General features: G+C 49.6%; 17 protein-coding genes, 1 tRNA gene and 1 other RNA gene. 9 read left to right on the forward strand and 10 right to left on the reverse strand.

Going from position 1 to position 16,987, the window contains the following annotated elements:
* The 5 genes from HYT77_10495 to rpoD form a co-directional block, all read left to right on the forward strand.
* A partial coding sequence (locus HYT77_10495) for a hypothetical protein (protein MBI2068424.1) occupies window positions 1-637 on the forward strand: 637 nt, incomplete at its 5' end.
* Window positions 638-756: 119 nt separating this feature from the next.
* Window positions 757-960, forward strand: a complete 204-nt coding sequence (locus tag HYT77_10500) for a 30S ribosomal protein S21 (GenBank protein MBI2068425.1) — start codon at window positions 757-759, stop codon at window positions 958-960.
* 2 nt (window positions 961-962) lie between these two features.
* Complete coding sequence (locus HYT77_10505) at window positions 963-1,406, forward strand: GatB/YqeY domain-containing protein (GenBank protein MBI2068426.1); 444 nt, start codon at window positions 963-965, stop codon at window positions 1,404-1,406.
* Window position 1,407: 1 nt separating this feature from the next.
* Window positions 1,408-3,207 (forward strand): DNA primase, encoded by a 1,800-nt coding sequence (locus tag HYT77_10510; GenBank protein MBI2068427.1) that lies wholly within the window; start codon window positions 1,408-1,410, stop codon window positions 3,205-3,207.
* A 20-nt stretch (window positions 3,208-3,227) separates the two neighbouring features.
* Window positions 3,228-5,009, forward strand: a complete 1,782-nt coding sequence (rpoD, locus tag HYT77_10515) for an RNA polymerase sigma factor RpoD (GenBank protein MBI2068428.1) — start codon at window positions 3,228-3,230, stop codon at window positions 5,007-5,009.
* 146 nt (window positions 5,010-5,155) lie between these two features.
* On the opposite strand, the gene HYT77_10520 is transcribed toward rpoD, so the two are convergent.
* Window positions 5,156-5,228: transfer RNA gene (locus tag HYT77_10520), tRNA-Ile, on the reverse strand.
* A gap of 29 nt (window positions 5,229-5,257) precedes the next feature.
* Between HYT77_10520 and HYT77_10525 the strand changes: the two genes are divergently transcribed.
* The 4 genes from HYT77_10525 to rnpB all read left to right on the forward strand — a co-directional run bounded on the left by HYT77_10525 (window position 5,258) and on the right by rnpB (window position 7,074).
* Window positions 5,258-5,974: a hypothetical protein gene (locus HYT77_10525; GenBank protein ID MBI2068429.1), complete on the forward strand. Its 717-nt coding sequence runs from the start codon at window positions 5,258-5,260 to the stop codon at window positions 5,972-5,974.
* Window positions 5,971-6,270 (forward strand): hypothetical protein, encoded by a 300-nt coding sequence (locus tag HYT77_10530; GenBank protein MBI2068430.1) that lies wholly within the window; start codon window positions 5,971-5,973, stop codon window positions 6,268-6,270. The genes HYT77_10525 and HYT77_10530 overlap by 4 nt, the downstream gene beginning before the upstream one ends.
* A 5-nt stretch (window positions 6,271-6,275) precedes the next feature.
* A complete protein-coding gene (locus HYT77_10535) occupies window positions 6,276-6,683 on the forward strand; it encodes a ribonuclease HI family protein (GenBank protein ID MBI2068431.1) in 408 nt (135 codons plus the stop codon).
* Window positions 6,684-6,699: 16 nt separating this feature from the next.
* Window positions 6,700-7,074, forward strand: an RNA gene (rnpB, locus tag HYT77_10540) — RNase P RNA component class A.
* A gap of 8 nt (window positions 7,075-7,082) precedes the next feature.
* Here the strand turns inward: rnpB and HYT77_10545 are convergent.
* From HYT77_10545 to HYT77_10585, 9 genes are all read right to left on the reverse strand, one after another.
* On the reverse strand, window positions 7,083-7,733 hold the full coding sequence (locus HYT77_10545) for a lytic transglycosylase domain-containing protein (protein MBI2068432.1): 651 nt from the start codon (window positions 7,731-7,733) through the stop codon (window positions 7,083-7,085).
* Between the two features lie 150 nt (window positions 7,734-7,883).
* Window positions 7,884-8,234, reverse strand: coding sequence for a hypothetical protein (locus tag HYT77_10550; GenBank protein ID MBI2068433.1), 351 nt, complete (start codon window positions 8,232-8,234; stop codon window positions 7,884-7,886).
* Window positions 8,224-11,328, reverse strand: a complete 3,105-nt coding sequence (locus tag HYT77_10555) for a hypothetical protein (GenBank protein ID MBI2068434.1) — start codon at window positions 11,326-11,328, stop codon at window positions 8,224-8,226. The genes HYT77_10550 and HYT77_10555 overlap by 11 nt, the downstream gene beginning before the upstream one ends.
* Window positions 11,329-11,633: 305 nt before the next feature.
* Window positions 11,634-12,554 (reverse strand): DUF4438 domain-containing protein, encoded by a 921-nt coding sequence (locus HYT77_10560; protein ID MBI2068435.1) that lies wholly within the window; start codon window positions 12,552-12,554, stop codon window positions 11,634-11,636.
* A gap of 59 nt (window positions 12,555-12,613) precedes the next feature.
* Window positions 12,614-13,366, reverse strand: coding sequence for a haloacid dehalogenase type II (locus HYT77_10565; protein MBI2068436.1), 753 nt, complete (start codon window positions 13,364-13,366; stop codon window positions 12,614-12,616).
* A 46-nt stretch (window positions 13,367-13,412) separates the two neighbouring features.
* Window positions 13,413-14,801: a class II fumarate hydratase gene (locus tag HYT77_10570; protein ID MBI2068437.1), complete on the reverse strand. Its 1,389-nt coding sequence runs from the start codon at window positions 14,799-14,801 to the stop codon at window positions 13,413-13,415.
* Window positions 14,802-14,817: 16 nt separating this feature from the next.
* Window positions 14,818-15,462 carry a hypothetical protein gene (locus HYT77_10575; protein ID MBI2068438.1) on the reverse strand — a complete coding sequence of 215 codons (645 nt, stop codon included), beginning with the start codon at window positions 15,460-15,462 and terminating at the stop codon, window positions 14,818-14,820.
* Between the two features lie 56 nt (window positions 15,463-15,518).
* Complete coding sequence (locus HYT77_10580) at window positions 15,519-15,989, reverse strand: DUF4442 domain-containing protein (GenBank protein MBI2068439.1); 471 nt, start codon at window positions 15,987-15,989, stop codon at window positions 15,519-15,521.
* Between the two features lie 28 nt (window positions 15,990-16,017).
* Entirely contained in the window at window positions 16,018-16,917 is a 900-nt protein-coding gene (locus HYT77_10585; GenBank protein ID MBI2068440.1) for a DUF882 domain-containing protein, read from the reverse strand.
* Window positions 16,918-16,987 lie beyond the last annotated feature (70 nt).

Consider the following 16,987-nt stretch of genomic DNA (forward strand, 5'->3'; position numbering starts at 1 on the left):
TGAGATCTGCGGGGATGCCCTTTGCAACGGTTCGGAGTCACCGACGAACTGTCCGTCGGATTGCGGGAGTGTTGCCGGGGGAGGCGGTTATTGTGGGGATGGGAGCTGTCAGGCAGCTAGAGGGGAGACAACAACGACCTGTGCGAGTGATTGTTCTTCGCAGCAGCAACAACAGCAATCTGTTAATCTTCCGTCGACGTTTACGGTGACAAGGGGTTCAATCACGGCAGATACATGTCCTATTTTTGATGTTGGTGATGCGGGGGGGACCGCCACGATGACGATCTCAAGTCAGACGGCGAGCAGTTTTTTGGCCTCGATTCCGATAACGAATGCCTTATCTAGTTCCTTCGGAGAACCAGGTCCAGGTGTCCCCACTGCTGGTGATGCGACAACGGGGACGGGCATAAAGACAGCCACGACATGGTCAGTAACGACGACGAGGTTGTACAGCATAGCTTGCGGTATTAGCTATTCACAAACCTTTGCGGGTTCTCTTTCTCCTCTAGGGTGTACTACGGTAACCGAGACCTTGACGATTACCACCGCGGATCCATCTTGTAATGGAATGGTCGGCAGCAATACCGTCGGTGCCTCTTGTAGTGGAACATATGCGAGTGCAGGTTGCAGTCCGTAATTGGTTGATCTGGTCATCTTTCGCTTGACAATAGAACTTCCCAGGGCCTACTATCCCGCGACTTTTTATGTTTTTAACACGTTGTTTTTATTATTTTTTTAAGGGGGTGTTCACCCAAAGTGACGAGCATTAAAGTCAGAGAAGGAGAGCCTTTAGAGGTGGCAGTTCGGCGCTTCAAACGCCAATGCGAAAAGGCTGGAATCCTTACTGAGGTCCGCAAAAGAGAACATTATGAAAAACCTTCTGTTCGCAAGAAGAAGAAGCAGATTGCGGCGCGTAAGCGTGCTTTGAAGAAGGGACGGAGGGATTTTTGGCTCTCTTAGATATCCAGGAAAGTCTGAAGAAGGCCCAGATTGAGGCGGCCAAGGCGAGGGATCAGGTAAGGCTTGACACGATCCGGATGGTGATCTCTGCCCTGAAATATCGCTGTATCGAAAAAGGGAAGGAGAAAGAGCTCGAGTTGGCCGACGTCTATTCCGTTCTGAACTCCTTGTGCAAACAGCGGCGTGAGGCGATAGAGAAGTATGAACAAGGGGGGCGTAACGATCTTGTGGCAAAGGAGAAGAGGGAGCTGGAGATTTTGCAATCGTTTCTGCCTCCCCAACTGACCAAAGAAGAGGTGATGAGCAAGGTTCGCGAAGTAATTGCTTCTACGGGGGCCCAGTCTGCAAAGGAGATGGGAAAGGTCATGAAGGTGGTGATGGCCGATCTGGCTGGGAAGGCTGACGGCTCTCTTGTCAGCTCAGTGGTTAAAGAACTTTTGAAATAACATGGCATTCTTTTCAGAGGCGGACCTGGACAGGGTTCGCGCAGCGTCGGATATTGTTCAGATCATTGGCGAGAAAATTCCCCTCAAGCGGGCGGGGAGGAATTTTCGCGGCCTCTGTCCGTTTCATTCTGAAAAGACCCCCTCCTTTATGGTCAGTGCGGAGAAACAGATATTTCACTGTTTTGGATGTCACATGGGGGGAAATGTCTTCTCCTTTTTGGGAAAATATGAAGGGCTCCCTTTTCCGGAGATCGTCGAAAAACTGGCGGAGCGTTTTGGAATCGCACTGGAGTCGCGTCCCGAAGAAAAAGGAGAACATTTGGAAAGGAAGAAGCAGAAGGAATTGCTTCTCCGGATCAACCGCCTCGCGGCGCGATTTTTCTTTGAATCCCTTCAGGATCAAAAACGGGGTGCCGACGCACGTGCTTATCTGGATCAAAGATCGACCCGACCCGAAATGGTCCGGGAATTCCTTCTTGGCTATGCACCACGCGAAGGTCGGGAACTAACCCATTTTCTGGAATCAAAAAAAGTTCCCCTGGAGAAAGCGGAGTCTCTCGGCCTCGTCCGAAAAGGGAACGATGGTTATTACGATTTTTTTCGTAACCGGTTAATCTTTAGCGTTGTTTCTCCCGATGGGAAAATCCTTGGTTTTAGCGGAAGAACCCTGGATCCTGAGGGAGGGCCGAAATATCTCAACTCTTCTGAGTCGGCCCTCTACAATAAGCGAGAGTCATTTTTGGGACTGAACCTCGCAAAAAATGCAATCCGGGAAAAAGATGAGGTGATCCTCGTGGAGGGAAACTTTGACCTCCTCCGTCTTCATCAGGAAGGGCTTCGCAATGTTGTGGCCCCGCTCGGGACGGCACTGACGGAGCAGCAGATTAAAATTCTATGTCGGTACACCTCTCGTTTTATTCTTTTTTTTGATGGTGATCTGGCCGGTGAAAAGGCGAGGCGTCGCGGCTTGGAGCTCCTCCTTCCGCAGGCCGTTTTTCCGCGGGCCGTCCTGCTTCCTGCGGGTTCCGACCCGGACTCCTTCCTGCTTTCCCAAGGGGTTGAGAAGATGACCAAGATGATTCAAGAGGCCCCTCCTCTTTTGGATCTCGAGATAGAGAAGATTTTGGGGTATTCCGGACGGTTAAAAAAGGCCCCGGGAGAGATGGCGCGGGAGGTTTCTTTCCTGCTTTCGCTGATCAAGGGGGATGTTGAAAAAAGTCTCTATATCCAGAAGGTTGCCGAAAAGACGACCCTCCCACCCCTCCTTGTTGAGAAGGAGGTTTCAAGGTCACTCGCAAGTGGGCAAAGGAGGGTTGAGAAAGGGAGCAACTTTTCACCTGTAACGGGCGAAGAGAACAGAGATCGGGTTGAGACACCCCCGGTGGAGAGGGCTTTGGTCGAGCTCCTGATATCGGGAAGGATCGCACCCGCCAGCTTGCTCCAGCAGGTTAAGGGAGAAGATTTTATGAGCCGCCCGTTGGCGGAATTATGGGAACTTTTTCGGGAAGATCTTGAGGGTCATGGGGGCCTTGATGTCAGTCGTATTTTGAGCCAAAATTCCTCTCCTGCTATTCAGGCCCTTTTGAGTGAGTTGGCTGTTGGGGCTGAGAAATGGGAGGAATTGGAGGAAGAGGCTGGACTGGAATGCGTTAAGCGTTTTCAAAAAATTCGGCTGCAGGAGTTGCTTAAAGAGATTTCACATGAGGTCCAGGAGGCACAGAGACTCAATGACACCGTTCGTATTCAGGCCCTGTTGGAGCGTAAGAACACACTTTTAAGGGAAACAGGAACAAGACATTAATTTTTGAAAAGAGAGAGGTTATGGAGAAAAAAGAGATTAAAGAAGTCGAACACCTAATTCATTTAGGAAAAGAGAAAGGTTTTCTCACCTACGAAGAGGTTAACGACGCCCTTCCGGATGATGTTGTTTCACCCGACCAACTCGACGATGTCCTCACGATGTTTGATGAGATGGATATCTCGGTCGTCGACGACGAAGAAGAGGGAAAACTCCTTACTAAAAAGCCATCTGAGTCTGAGTCAGCCACTCCAGCCACCAAAGCGGTTTTACCGGAAGAGGAGGAGAAAGCGCCTGTTGAGGTTGATGCCACGGTGCGCTCCACGGATCCGGTCCGTCTTTATCTGCGCAAGATGGGCACCGTTCCGCTTTTGACTCGCGAGGGAGAAGTAGAAATTGCCAAAAAGATCGAACAAGGAGAGGATGAAGTCCTTCGAATACTGCTTGGAACTCCGATTGGTCTGGATGAGTTTTTGTCGATGGGAGACCGGCTTTCGAAAAGCAAGATTCGTGTGGCCGAGATTGTCAAAGACTTCGATGACATTGAAGAGGGAGAAGGGCTGGATGAATCAGAATATCGACTCAAGGTTTTAAAACTTATGAGTCGTGTACGAAGTGCGGCAACCCTTTATCGTAAAAAATTGATCCGCGCCAGAAACGAGCGCCTCCGTCTTGAAAATAGAAAAAAAGAAGAAGAGCTGGCGAATATAGCAAGGGAAGAGATTATCAACGCCTTGAAAGAGATGCGTCTCAATAAGAAGACAATCGATGCCCTGATTGGACGGCTTACGACCTTCAAGGAAGATGTTGAGGAGCAGAACAAGATTCAGGAAGGAATCCGGCGAAAATTGGGACTTCATGAAGAGGAGATGGAGGATACGATTAGCCGATTTCGAAAGAGTCCCTACCTTCGTCGGAAAGTGGCTCAGGAGCTTAAACTGGAGTGGGAAGAACTGGATCCGATTGTCGAGCAATATCGCCAGGCAGCAAAAAAGAGGCGTGAAGCGGAAAGACTTTTTGGAGGAAGCTACGAAGAACTGACCAAGGCGATCCACAATATCCGCCGGGCAGAGAATTTTGCGGAGCAGTCAAAAAGTGAGCTGGTAGAGGCCAATCTACGGCTCGTGGTGAGCATTGCCAAAAAATATACCAACCGTGGGCTTCAGTTTCTTGACCTGATCCAGGAAGGCAATATCGGTCTCATGAAGGCGGTTGACAAGTTTGAATACAAGAGGGGCTACAAATTTAGCACGTATGCCACTTGGTGGATTCGTCAGGCGATTACGCGTGCTATTGCCGATCAAGCGCGTACGATACGAATCCCCGTTCATATGATCGAGACGATCAACAAGCTGGTTCGAACGTCTCGTTATCTTGTTCAGGATCTTGGTCGTGAACCAAATCCCGAGGAGATCGCAGAAAAAATGGAGCTCCCATTGGAGAAAGTTCGTAAGGTGTTACGTATTGCGAAGGAGCCGATCTCGCTCGAGACACCGATTGGTGAGGAGGAAGACAGTCATTTGGGAGATTTTATTGAGGACAAATCAATTCCCACCCCCTCGGATGCCGTTACGGGACTGAACCTCGCTGAACAGACCCAGAGGGTTTTAGCAACACTAACCCCGCGTGAGGAGAAGGTCTTGAGGATGCGTTTTGGCATTGGGGAAAAGTCGGACCATACGTTGGAAGAGGTGGGACGAAATTTTTCCGTAACTCGTGAACGGATTCGTCAGATTGAGGCCAAGGCACTCAGAAAATTACGTCACCCGAGCCGCGCCAAGAGATTAAGAAGTTTTGCTGACTGAGTAGTTTAAAGAGGGTTAATGAGGATGTTGAGAAAGGCCCAGATACAAGACAGGTCGTTGAGGCGCGACGCAGGCGTACTTGCAAGGTACGTCGAGGAGCCGCCGAAACGACCAACGAAGTAGATGGGTTTTTCTCAACATCCGTATGGGCCCGGTAGGAGTTGAACCTACAACGACCCGGTTATGAGCCGGGGGCTCTGCCAATTGAGCTACAGGCCCTAAACGAAAACGGTTTTACAGGAGATTTTATGTCGATTCAAGGCCAACTTCAGAGGATTTTGGAACTTTCTTTGCTCGATAAAAAAATAGACCAGATCCTGAAAAGAACGGGACATGTTCCTGCAAGGCAGGCTGAAATCAAGAATCGTCTTGCCGAGAAAGAGAGACTGTTGGAGGGGAAAAAGGGGAAGCAGGCGGAGCTTGAAAAGCAGCGTCGCGATCTTGAGGGAGAGTTGAGCTTTGCCAAAAATCGGCTCAGTGAATTTGAAGTCAAGGTAAACAGCATCAAGACCAACAAGGAATATCAGGCGGCAACTAAAGAAATTGGAGAGATGAAGAGGGGGATCTCTGAAGCGGAAAACAAGCTCTTGGGCCTCATGACGACCCTCGAGGGACTGGCCAAGGAGATTGAAACGGAAGCCCCGGCACTTCTCTCGGAACAGGAGGCCGCTCAAAAAGAACTCAATGATTTGCAAGAGGAGCAAAAAACCGTTGAAGAGGAGACCAAAAATTTTCGGGAACAGAGAGAGTCCATCTTAAGTTCTCTGGAGGCCCCTATCTTGGCGATGTACCAAAGGGTTAAAAAGGTTCGGCTGGATGCCATTGCTGTTGTGACGAGTGGGACCTGTGAAGGGTGTTATATGCGTCTCCCCCCCCAGTTATTTATTGAGCTGCAGAGATTCCAAAAAGTTTATTCCTGTCCATCGTGTCATCGTATTTTATGTTTAGGAGGAGGTGTTTCATGAAAATTCGTTCTTTACCCAAGGAGATTTTGGCCGAGGTGCTCCGGGCGATTGCCGACTACGAAAAACTGGATGGCCTGCAGCAAGTTGTTAGTGCCGATTTCTCACTGGAGGAGACTCGTACCGCCCTTCGGGAGCTGGCGGTTCAGCTTCGTGAGGAGGCTGTCCAGGAAAAAATGGAATCAGATGTGCCTCCTTCAAGAGAATCATTCTCGGATGAAACAAGGAATCTTCTGGCCCGCCTCTCTCCTCGCGAGGAGAAGCGTCTTTTGAAGGCGTTCGGCTTCTTTGAGATTTGAATCTTATGCCCCGTCGTCTCAGGCTTTGCACGGATGGTGCCGCTCGTGGTAATCCGGGTCCGGCCGGTGCCGGGGCTGTTCTTTTTGATGGAGAGGGTCGTGTGGTTGAGGAGCTGACCTCCTATCTGGGAGAGACGACCAATAATGTTGCTGAGTATGAGGCACTCCTTTTGGGGCTAAGGAAGGCGCGTGAACTGAAGGCGACCGAGATTGAGATTCAGGCTGACTCCGAATTGATGGTGCGTCAGTTGAGCGGGGAATATCGGGTCAAGAACGAAGGACTCAAACCGCTCTTTCAGGAGGCAGTCCGTCTCTTGAGGGAATTTGAAAAATATTCTATAAAGCATATTGATCGAAGTCTTAATAAGGAAGCCGATCGCCTCGCCAATCGGGCGATTGACGAGAACTATTGATCTTTTACATTTTAAGAGAGCTGGCCGGATGGCTACTGGTTAACCAGAGGAAAGTCCGGGCTCCACAGGGCATGGTGCAGGCTAACGGCCTGACGTCGCAAGGCGATGGAAAGTGCCACAGAGACGAGCCTTTCGACTCAGCCTCGAGGCTTCGCTCAAGGCAGGTCTTAAAAGGCCTGTGGTGAGCGAGTATAAGCGAGTCGAACCAGTGAAACGCGGCAAACCCCACCTGGAGCAAGATCAAGCATACCGCATCCCACCACCCGCTGACCCGGCGGGGTCTCCGAAAGGGGCGATGCGGGGGGTTGATCGCTAGAGGCTGTCAGTGATGGCGGTCCCAGAGGAATGGTCATCTGAAAAACAGAACCCGGCTTATGAGCCAGCTCTCTTATTTCTTTTTTAGACCCGTCGTCTTAACTGGGAAAAGGAGAGAGAATCAGGGCCGGCTTCAGACGATCGAGAATGGGGCCTTGATAGATCTGGGAGAAGTTGGAGATCGATGGAATCAATGACCGCGAAGGTGGCGGTACGGTTGTCGGACATTCCTCCTAATTCGTGAATGTGGGCTTTGATTGAGGCAACATAATTTTGAGTCTCCTCGAATGGAGGGATGCCGCCATGTTTTTCGACGTTGCCAGGCCCGGCATTATAAGCAGCTAACGCCTTGTCTAGATTTCCGTCGAATCGATCGAGCATTTCACGTAGGTACTTGCACCCACCATCAATATTCTGCCCGATATCGTAACGATTGGTGACACCGAGCTCTTTAGCTGTCTCCGGCATTAGTTGCATCATTCCAGCCGCTCCGCAGTGAGAGGTTGCACCCTGCTTAAATCCACTTTCCTGTTTGATAACGGCGAGGATCAGTTCTGGAGGGAGGTTGTATTTTGCTGAAGATTTGATCACCGAAGAATAGACCTCTTCTTTAACCTTGTGATCCTTAACCTTTCCCAAGGTCTTGGCAAACGGATTGGTTATTGGCTGGCAATTTTTGGTCTCCTGTCCCTTTTCTGTCCTGGGAGCCCCCTGATTTTGAATGGGCCTGATCATCAATTGACCTTAGAGAAGCATTTTCCGTGCCTAAAAATCAAAAAAACGCGCTAAATTTAACAAACAATTTCAATGAGTTGTAATTCATCACCGGTTCAACGGGATATTTAAGGGATTGGCCTCCCCAGTTGAGGACGAGGAGTCTCATCCCTACCCCCGTCTTTTTTGATAGCTTCTGAGTATCTCTTTTAGGTCCTTTCTCGCAAGTCGCTCTCTCAATTGATCCATCTTTTTCTGAAACCGCAGGTTTCGCTGGTCTGGCGAGGCGTAGACACGTGAAATCGGAACTCCTCTTTTTTCTAATTTTCCCTCCTGAGTTCCGCTTATTTCTTGTCCCTTCTCGGCAACGGCGCGTTTCCTTTCCCCTCTTCGTTCCTCAAGCGGCCTTGTTTTAACCGGGAGATACCTCTGGACCCCCTCCTCTGGATATTGTCTCAGTTGGTCATAGACCAGGGCAACTAAAACGAGCGTCATTAGAATGAGAATTAGTTTAAATTTCACCGGTGCTCCCCCCTTCTCCACACGGGTTTTCATCCAGTTGATCGGGAATCGTTCCGCCCGCCTCCTCAAACGGTTCGAGGCAGGAGTTGGCAAAACCAAGGATTCGTATACGGGCGGCAACAGGGACACCCGCCTGTTTAAGGGCTTGCGCAGCAAGTTCCCTTTCTGTGGGATTATCGCCTGTCAGCGCTGTCAACAGATTGTGGCTTTCTTCTTCAAGTAGACCCTCTGATGAGGCAGAATAACGAAACCATACGTCCGCCAAGGCAGAACAGATCGCCGCCTTGGCCCTTTTTTTGATATAGGGAAGCTGGATGTTGCACCGGGGACTATCGGGGCAGAAGAAGACCTCATTGATGAGGAAAACAGTTTGTACGGTCGGAGCGACCGCCATCGAGAACAGGATGCTGGACAGGGGGTCAGGGGCCCTCATGAGCATGCAACCATCCACCGTAGTATCCAGGAAGTAGGCACATTGGTTTTTCCAATTTTCTCCCTCCTCCGTTTTGATTTCATCAAAGGAGGTGTAAAGATCAATTTCTCCCTGGCTGAGAAGACCGGTTGCAGGAGGATTGTCGCCCGCCTGACAGAACCGGACCGGTGGAAAGTTAAAGTCGAACAGTCCTCCTGCTTCAAGGTAGGTGGTGAAGTCGTCGTAACTTCGGTAGTGGGTTTTAGCCCCGATGCGGGTGATTCTAAAACTTGGTTTTAAAGGTCCACCCGCAAGAAGCTCTGTGGCATCACAGGCACCCGAACTCGGTCCGGCGAGTGAACAGAGCTGGTGGTAAGGAAACGGGAGACGATTCACTGCCAAACTGGAATCGGAGGTCTCAATCTCCTCTTCACTGAGATATTGGCTTTCATAGTAGAAATTTTTGACCGTTTTATTCAAAAGACCGGCTAAATCATTTTCGTTTTGGATATTGTCTGCTTCATCAATGACTGTTTTGTTGATCGCCTCGGCAATTTCATCCCCCAAATCAAAGAGCCAATCACCCAATTCGATGAATGTCATGACGATCGGTGCTGTAGCGAATCGGACAACATTCTCTGCCTGTTCCAGGACACATCCACCAAAGAATTCACGAAGACCTTCAACCAGACGAAAGTCTCCAAACGCCTCAAAGGCGTCGGAACAACCGTCAAAACTCCAGCTGTAGCCGATCGACGGTTCTTCCACGGAGGGGGTACTCGTGATCAAGCGGCGGACTCCTATTCCAACTCCATTCAGTTCAACTTCAGAGTCTGCTGTTTCGTAAGGCTGGATCTGTCTTAGGGCGCCATGAATATTGGCGGTCATGTTATCGAGATCGACTTCGTAATCACTGGGGAGGGTCCAAAGGAGCAGGATGTTGAGCTGATTAGCAATGACCGTTACCAAACCGGAGATAATAATTTCCACCCATCGGACGATCCACCCGATGAGCCATCCCCACCAGCGCTGACGGAGCCACTCAGAGATCTCAACAAGGATGCGGAATTCCACTGTCAATGTACCAGCCCGAAGATTAAGGTTGAATTTTCCGAGATTGAGTTTGGTGGCAAAATCGACCCCAGCAGCAGAAACAATGTACTGTTCAAATCTCCAGCTTGAGCTGGCGAAGGGGATTGTGCCACTCGAGGGAGGGGCCCACAGACCGGGGAGGTCATTCCGAAAAACGAAGTCATGGCCAGTGCAACCAAAGCGGGAGACCTTGTCCTGAAATGCCGTAGACTCGGCCTCCGAAAGCCCGGTCGTGATGGCGGAAACAGGTACTACAAGGGCAATGTTCTCCGGTGCAACATCAACGGCAATGAGGGGGTCGTTCGAGACGAAGGGATCATTGTGGCACCGAAGCGGCGTTGAGAGCGCTGAGGCACCGGCACTTTCACTCTCCTGCAGAACCGTTTCCAGAGGAAGGGGATCGATGGGACGGACCACTTCGTCCATGAGATGGTAATTCTGGGTCCTATCCGAAGAGCTGTTGCAGGCACCAAAAAAAGGTTTTTTGTAACTGTAGTAAAGGCCATTCTCAGGCATTCCCTCTGCATCGTCACAGACACTGGAGGGGATATCGGCGATCAGCTCTGTGTAAGGAAGCGGCGACTTTTCTGTTGTTGTTGTGTAGTCATGCACGGGGGAGTGAGTTGGTAGGTAGTTAAGACGGGTCTCTTCTTTGAGGTCGAAGCCCCATTCCTCTTCCGAGGTGGCTGTGAGGTCACCGTACCAACGGACCTTGATCCAGCCCCCATCATACCTCAGTCCCTCAATGTGGAACGCCCTTAGTCCATCATACTCAACATCCGTATCGATCGTCTCTCCCAGGGCATCCCGAACGACCTCACGAAGATCGAGAATACGGAGCGGCCTGATTTCACAGGACAGGTCCTGTTCGTCGCATTCATAGGCGTCTCCCATTTCGTTTGTGGCGGTTGAGGGAAGTTCTGAGAGCGCCGACCGGAAGGCGGAACGTGCGATCCAATAACGACTCGAATTGGCGGGGACCTCCAGGCGCATCACCGGAACAATCTGATGCCGATCCTCTTCCGGTATCTCGGTCAGGATACCTGGAACATCATCGGTGTAGACATTGTCCGGATCGTCATCTTCGTCGAACGGATAGGCAACGTCGGAGCTGCTTGGCTCAAACGAGACACTGATTTCAGGATCCTTGAACTGTGGGCAGTTGGGAGGTGTTGGCTGCTGATGATGGGATGGCTGATTTTGATGGGGATCGGTCGGTCTCCAAAACCCCTGCAGATCCTCGCAAGGGGGAAGCGCAACAACGGTACCGCCGGCGGGGGTATCGGGGCATTGGATCTCTTCCCGACATTTGTTCTTTCGGTACTCCTCTTCATATTGTCTGCACTGGGTTGATCTTTCGGAGGGGTCCGGTCTCTCCCCCGTTATATCGCTTCTTTTTGTTGCTGTTCCGGTAGGGTTTGTAGGAGAACCCGTCGTATCAATACATTGGATGACGTAATGATCCCCCAAGCAATCGGTCGTCGTGATTGTTCTTATTCTGGGATCGGCTTTTTGGACCGGTTTTTTATCTTTGACCGCTTTTATGGAAGGTGTGTCACAACAATGTTCCTTGATGTTATCAGCAATCATACTGCAAGAGACGGGCAGTTTTTTGAGGGGACTTATGATCTTCGTATTTGGACCTGCATTCCCCCGGGGGCTTACTAGTAGAAGAACGAGAGAGACAAAAAAGTGAAAAAATAGGGAAGGGGCTCTCTCCTTGATAAAACGATAGGGCTGCATTGTTGCCTACTGGTAGGAGTTAACGCAAACCGCATGCCACATCGGCAGTGGATCCAATAAAAAATATCAAACAATTACAGCCAGATAAGAAAGCCCCCTCACTTGAATTATTATCAAAATGATATTTGGGTGATCAAAATGAGAAATTCGATTTAGTGCGGTCGCCCTATCCGCAAATAGTGACCGATATTGGCTCGTCGGTCTTTTAAGGGAGTTATCAGTCCTTCCCGTGATGTCATAACCGTTTGAACGCCGGGGCCATGACCTGCCAGATGAGAGTTTCCGTGCACAACAACGGCGATCGAGACCGCCCCCTTCTTGTAGGACCAGCCAAAGGTCGATTCGTGATCGATGATCGCCACAAAATCACCAAAGCGGAGATTTTCAAGACCATATTTCTTCAAAACGGAAGGATCACTTGTCTGGATATCGTAATCTCCCTTGAATGAATCGTTGTGCCCTAAGCCTGACCCCATCAACTCTGCCGGGACAGTAGCCACCACCGGAATTTGTAGTAGGGGCGCTGCTTGCTGCGCCCGAGCTAGCGACCGTCTCCTTTTGATAGTTTGAATGGGTATTTTTTTGAGAAGTTTCGGATCAAGACTGGTAATCGTTACCTCTGGATAATCGAGTAGCTTGAGTCCTTGTCCTACTCCCCGGATCAAAATTTTGTCATCGTAAGTCAGTTTTTGCAAAACCGGGCTGGGGAAATCGATCAGGACATGTTCCACACCACCATGATGACCGGTTACGACCCCCTTTTTCCCCTTGGCAGCACCGGAGATGAGGGTTGCTTCGTTACCAATGCAGCTAAACGCATTAAAACTTAAGTTTGGATTTGATGTCCGGCGGTCATTAAAACCACCGGAAATACAGGAGACGCCTGGTTCGATGTGATCCGACTCAAAACCGAAAACTGAGTCACCAATCTTGACGTTGTAGGTGATTCCACCAACAGAGGGGTAGATCTTTCCCTCTCCCCGGCGCGTTATCTCCCAACCAAAACAGAGTGGTGGGATAATCGAACCCTGAAGGGCAAATTCAACGAGCTGTTTTTCGTTGGTGCGCAACATGGGCGCCTTTAAACCACCTTGTTTTGTGTTTGACAAGTAAGATTCGAAATAGCGTTGTTTTAGGCAGTCACGGCATCCGCTAACACGGTATCTGACTTAACTTCTGTCCGATGTTTCTCTACAAATTCTGCCAAGCTCTTGAAATGAAAATCGACTTTAACATTTTGGGGGGGTGGGGGGGTTGCGCCGGATCCCTTTTGGCCATGACGTCGATCAATCCACGCGGTGGTCAAACCAAACTCCTTGGCTGGAACATGGTCATGAAAAAGACTTTGAGCGGTATGCAATATTTCTGATCGGGTGAAACCAAGAGTCTCAAGTTTCCGCAACATGTATTCAAAATTTTTAGGATCAGGCTTATAGGAACCGATCTCTTCTGCGGTATAAATAGCATCAAATTTTACTCCTAACCGTTTGTTGCTCCCTGAAAAACTCGCCTGATCAACATTCGATAAAATAACGAGTTTGTAGTGTCGCTTGAGATATTGAAGGGCCTCTACCGTATCTGAAAAGGCAGGCCAGCTTGGAACGGAGCCTCCAAAATTTTCTGCTTCTTTGTTACTGACATCGATGTTCCATTCACCTGCTATCCTTCTATACACCAGAGCCAACAGATCTGAATAACGCATGCCAGGGGTTTCAATTTCCTGTCTATTTTCATGCTTGGCAAATGTCTCCAGGATCTTTTCTTTTTGTTCCAAGAGACCTTTTTTCTTTGCAATAGATTGCAAGGCATTCAGGATCCCTGTTTCCCAATCGATGAGAGTTCCATAACAGTCAAACGTAAGAACCTTGAAACCGGAAAGCTTCATAGGAGGGACCTCTAATGACCCAAATTTTTCGAGGTGCCCATAGGTCTTATTTTGGAGCCAGCATTCTCTTGGGATCAAGGTGTTTGTTGATTTCTGCCTCAGAGAGGATCTTTTCGGCGAGCAGGAGTTCCCGAATCGTCTTATTGGCTTTGTAGGCCTTCTTGGCAAGTTGGGCCGCCTTGTCATAGCCGATCACTGGGTTCAGATTGGTTACCAACATCAGGCTTTTCTCCAGGAGCTCCTCGCAGCGTTCCTGATTGGCCATGATACCGTCCACGCACTTTTCAGCTAGCATGACACTGGCAGTCGTAAGCAGTTCAATCGATTCAAAAAGATTTCCGGCAATCAGTGGCATCATGACGTTTAGTTCAAAGTTTCCATGTTGGGCGCCCAGTTGGACTGCCAGATCGTTCCCCTGAACCTGGGCCGCAACCTGCATGACCGACTCTGGAATGACGGGGTTCACCTTTCCCGGCATGATTGAGGAACCCGGTTGCAGTTCTGACAAGAGAATCTCACCGATGCCGCAACGAGGACCCGAAGAGAGCCAACGGAGGTCGTTAGCAATCTTCATCAAAGAAACGGCGATTGTCTTGAGGGCCCCACTGGCAAAGACACAGGCATCTTTTGCGGCCTGGGCCTCGAAGTGATTTTTGGCCTCGTAAAACTTCAACCCTGTCTTTTCCGAAAGATAGTTGCAGACCTTTTCCGCAAATTTTGGATCTGTATTGATCCCGGTCCCAACGGCTGTCCCTCCGATGGCAAGCTCGAGGAGGTCTGGCAAGATTTTTTCCAGCCGGACTATTCCATGGGTGATCTGGGAGGCATAACCGGAAAACTCCTGTCCCAATGTGATGGGGGTTGCATCCTGCAGATGCGTTCGGCCCACCTTGATGAGGTCCCTAAATTCTTTTGACTTTTTGGAAAGGGAATCCTCAAGCTTTTTCAATCCAGGAATCAATCCCTTAGCGACACCAATAGCGGCCCCGACATGAATGGCGGTGGGAATCACGTCGTTGGAGGATTGTCCCTTGTTGACATGGTCGTTGGGATGCGCCGGCTTTTTAGAACCGATGGAACCACCCAGCTCGGGATTGGCGAGGTTGGCGATCACCTCGTTAGCATTCATGTTGGTAGAGGTGCCGGAACCGGTCTGATAGATATCCAGAATAAAATGCCTGTCGTGTTTTCCCTCGGCGACTTCCAACGCCTTGTTCGCAATTACTTTAGCAAGTTTTGAATCGATTTTTTTGAGATCTTCATTGGTACGAGCGGCCGCCCACTTGATCAGCCCTAAGGCCTGGATAAATTGTCGGTCAAACCTCCTCTGTGAGACTTTAAAATTCTCGACAGCCCTCTGGGTGGAGGCACCATAGAGAGATTCGTCAGGGATTTTGATCTCTCCCATCGAATCAGATTCGGTGCGAAATTTCATTAGATGGGGGATTAACTTATCCGTCCCCCACCCGCAAATGTTTTTTGTTGTCCTGTTCTGTCTTTAAGCACCCCTCTGTTGAAAGGGGCGGTAAAACAGTCACCCGGTCTTTAAAAGACCGATAGATTGCCAGACCCATCAAGGCTGAAGGGGCTGTCACTGCCATAGCCCCACGTACAAGACTGAGAAATGGTATGGATCGATCTGTCATTGGTAGACCGGTCCCTATGATAAAGGACCAAAATCGGTGGCTCCTGTTTTTTTCTGAAAGGTGGCTCGAGACAAAAAGCCAAGAGAAGAGAAAAGCAGCTGATATTCCGGATCCAGTCCAGCAATAATCAACGTTCATTGCCTCCGTGGATTTGGCCACATCCTCCAGGGTCGCCCATAGGGCGGCATGATTATCATAATTTGTACGTTCCATGAGCCCTTCAATATACGGCGGTCTGTGGGTGATTCGTCCCTCCTGTAACCCCAGGTCAATCTCAGGATAATTTTTTTGATAGGTATCCAAAAAGTGGTTATATCGCCGTTCCAATCCTCTCTTCTTTTCTCTGTCTGGTAATTGATGATCTTGACGGATTTTGTTGACATCTTCTCGCAAGAGGCAGGCAGCTTCCCTGAGCTGACCTCTTCTGATTAAATCGGCGTCGTGAAACATACCATAGAGGTATCGGTAAGGCAGCTATTTGGTTGTCAGTATTGATCGAACGAGCGCTAGGAGGTGATTTTTAGAGAAAGCGTCAAAACGAATCGCGCCACCGGCTCTGGCCCAAATTTTTTAGGACAGGTGGCGGTCATGTTGATTGGTTGACTGACTCGTTCACCGGTTCGGATTGTTTCCTCAATCAGCTGATGGATCTTCTCTCCCTCTTCGCAGATAAAATGGGTATCGGCCTCCGCCCTTTTCAGAAATTCTGCCTTGTAATCCTTGAAGATGATGGAGATATTCTTTCCGCTCTTTTTAATTAGGCTCATCGTCATGAGTCCACCGGCACAGTCGGCGCCGATCGCGAGTGTTCCAAAATACATCGATTTGAAATGGTTTCGTGTCAGATAGTTCAATGGAATCCGGATCTCGCAACGTTTCTCGGAGAGATCAAGAACCTTTGGCCGAACCAAAAAGATGAGTGGTACCTTGATCAATCCGAAGAGGCGCAGGTACCAGGTCGCTTTAAAAAAGCTCATTTCAACTCTCCTGAGCTTCAGACATCTGTCAGCGATCTATAATGTGAAAAGAATTGGATCGCAAGACCCTTGGTGTTTTCTGTTCGTGCCCGCCGATCAATCGAATTTCAATCGATATCTCCTCTGAAGGAACAAAATCTTTTGGAATTGTCCAGCTGAAGATTCTTTCCTCTGGTTCATCAATAACTTCAATGGAAGGAGCTGTTTCTCCAAAGGAATAGATCCCCATTTCTTGTTCTCCCCGCATGAGGCGAAACTCACCCCTGAAATAGATGGGATAGGATCCAGCTCGCGCTAATTTGACAACAACCTGCTCTCCCGGGCGATAAATATCACGATCGGTTCTGGCGAGCAGATAAAAATTATTTCCTGGCGAGAAGTCGATTGTACCGCCTTGGTTGTCTTTTGGATGTTGTTTGGTATTTGTAACGACCTTGGACCAAAAACGGGCTGGTCCAATGTCGACATGAAAAGAATCGATTCTTCCCTTTCTCCGACCTTCTCGATCCTGGTAATAGTACCCTGCCCCTCCGTTGCGTAATTCACGGAGGTAATTCCAAACCGTTCTGGCATCCACACCGGGGAAAAAACCGTCGGTCGCCATGCCATCGAGGTGCAGGCTTGTTTGTACGGCCGGTCGTCCGGAAGCTCTCAAGGCCAGGTTATGCAGGAAGTCTCTGTAGGAAGAGATTGTTTCATAATGGTCGGCCTGAAAGTGATCCTGGAGATGATCCAGGAGGGCGACCAATCGTAGGGAGTAGTGCTCATGACTTCCAGATGGAATTCCAAAGGCGTGGTCTGCTTCCTCCTGAGCCTTCTCGTTGTAGGTACCGTCTCGATTCTTGTAGTCAACAATTGTGCATTCTCCCGTGTTATGGTTGCAGACCGGGAGCTGGCCGTTCCCTTCATAAAGAAAGCGTTGTTTCACCGGGACTTTCGCCATTACAGCTTTATTATCGGCAACAAATTCATTCGAGTTGTGACCCGAGAGTTGGGAG

The organism is Deltaproteobacteria bacterium (assembly GCA_016180855.1).
Taxonomy (GTDB): Bacteria; UBA10199; UBA10199; order JACPAL01; family JACPAL01; genus JACPAL01.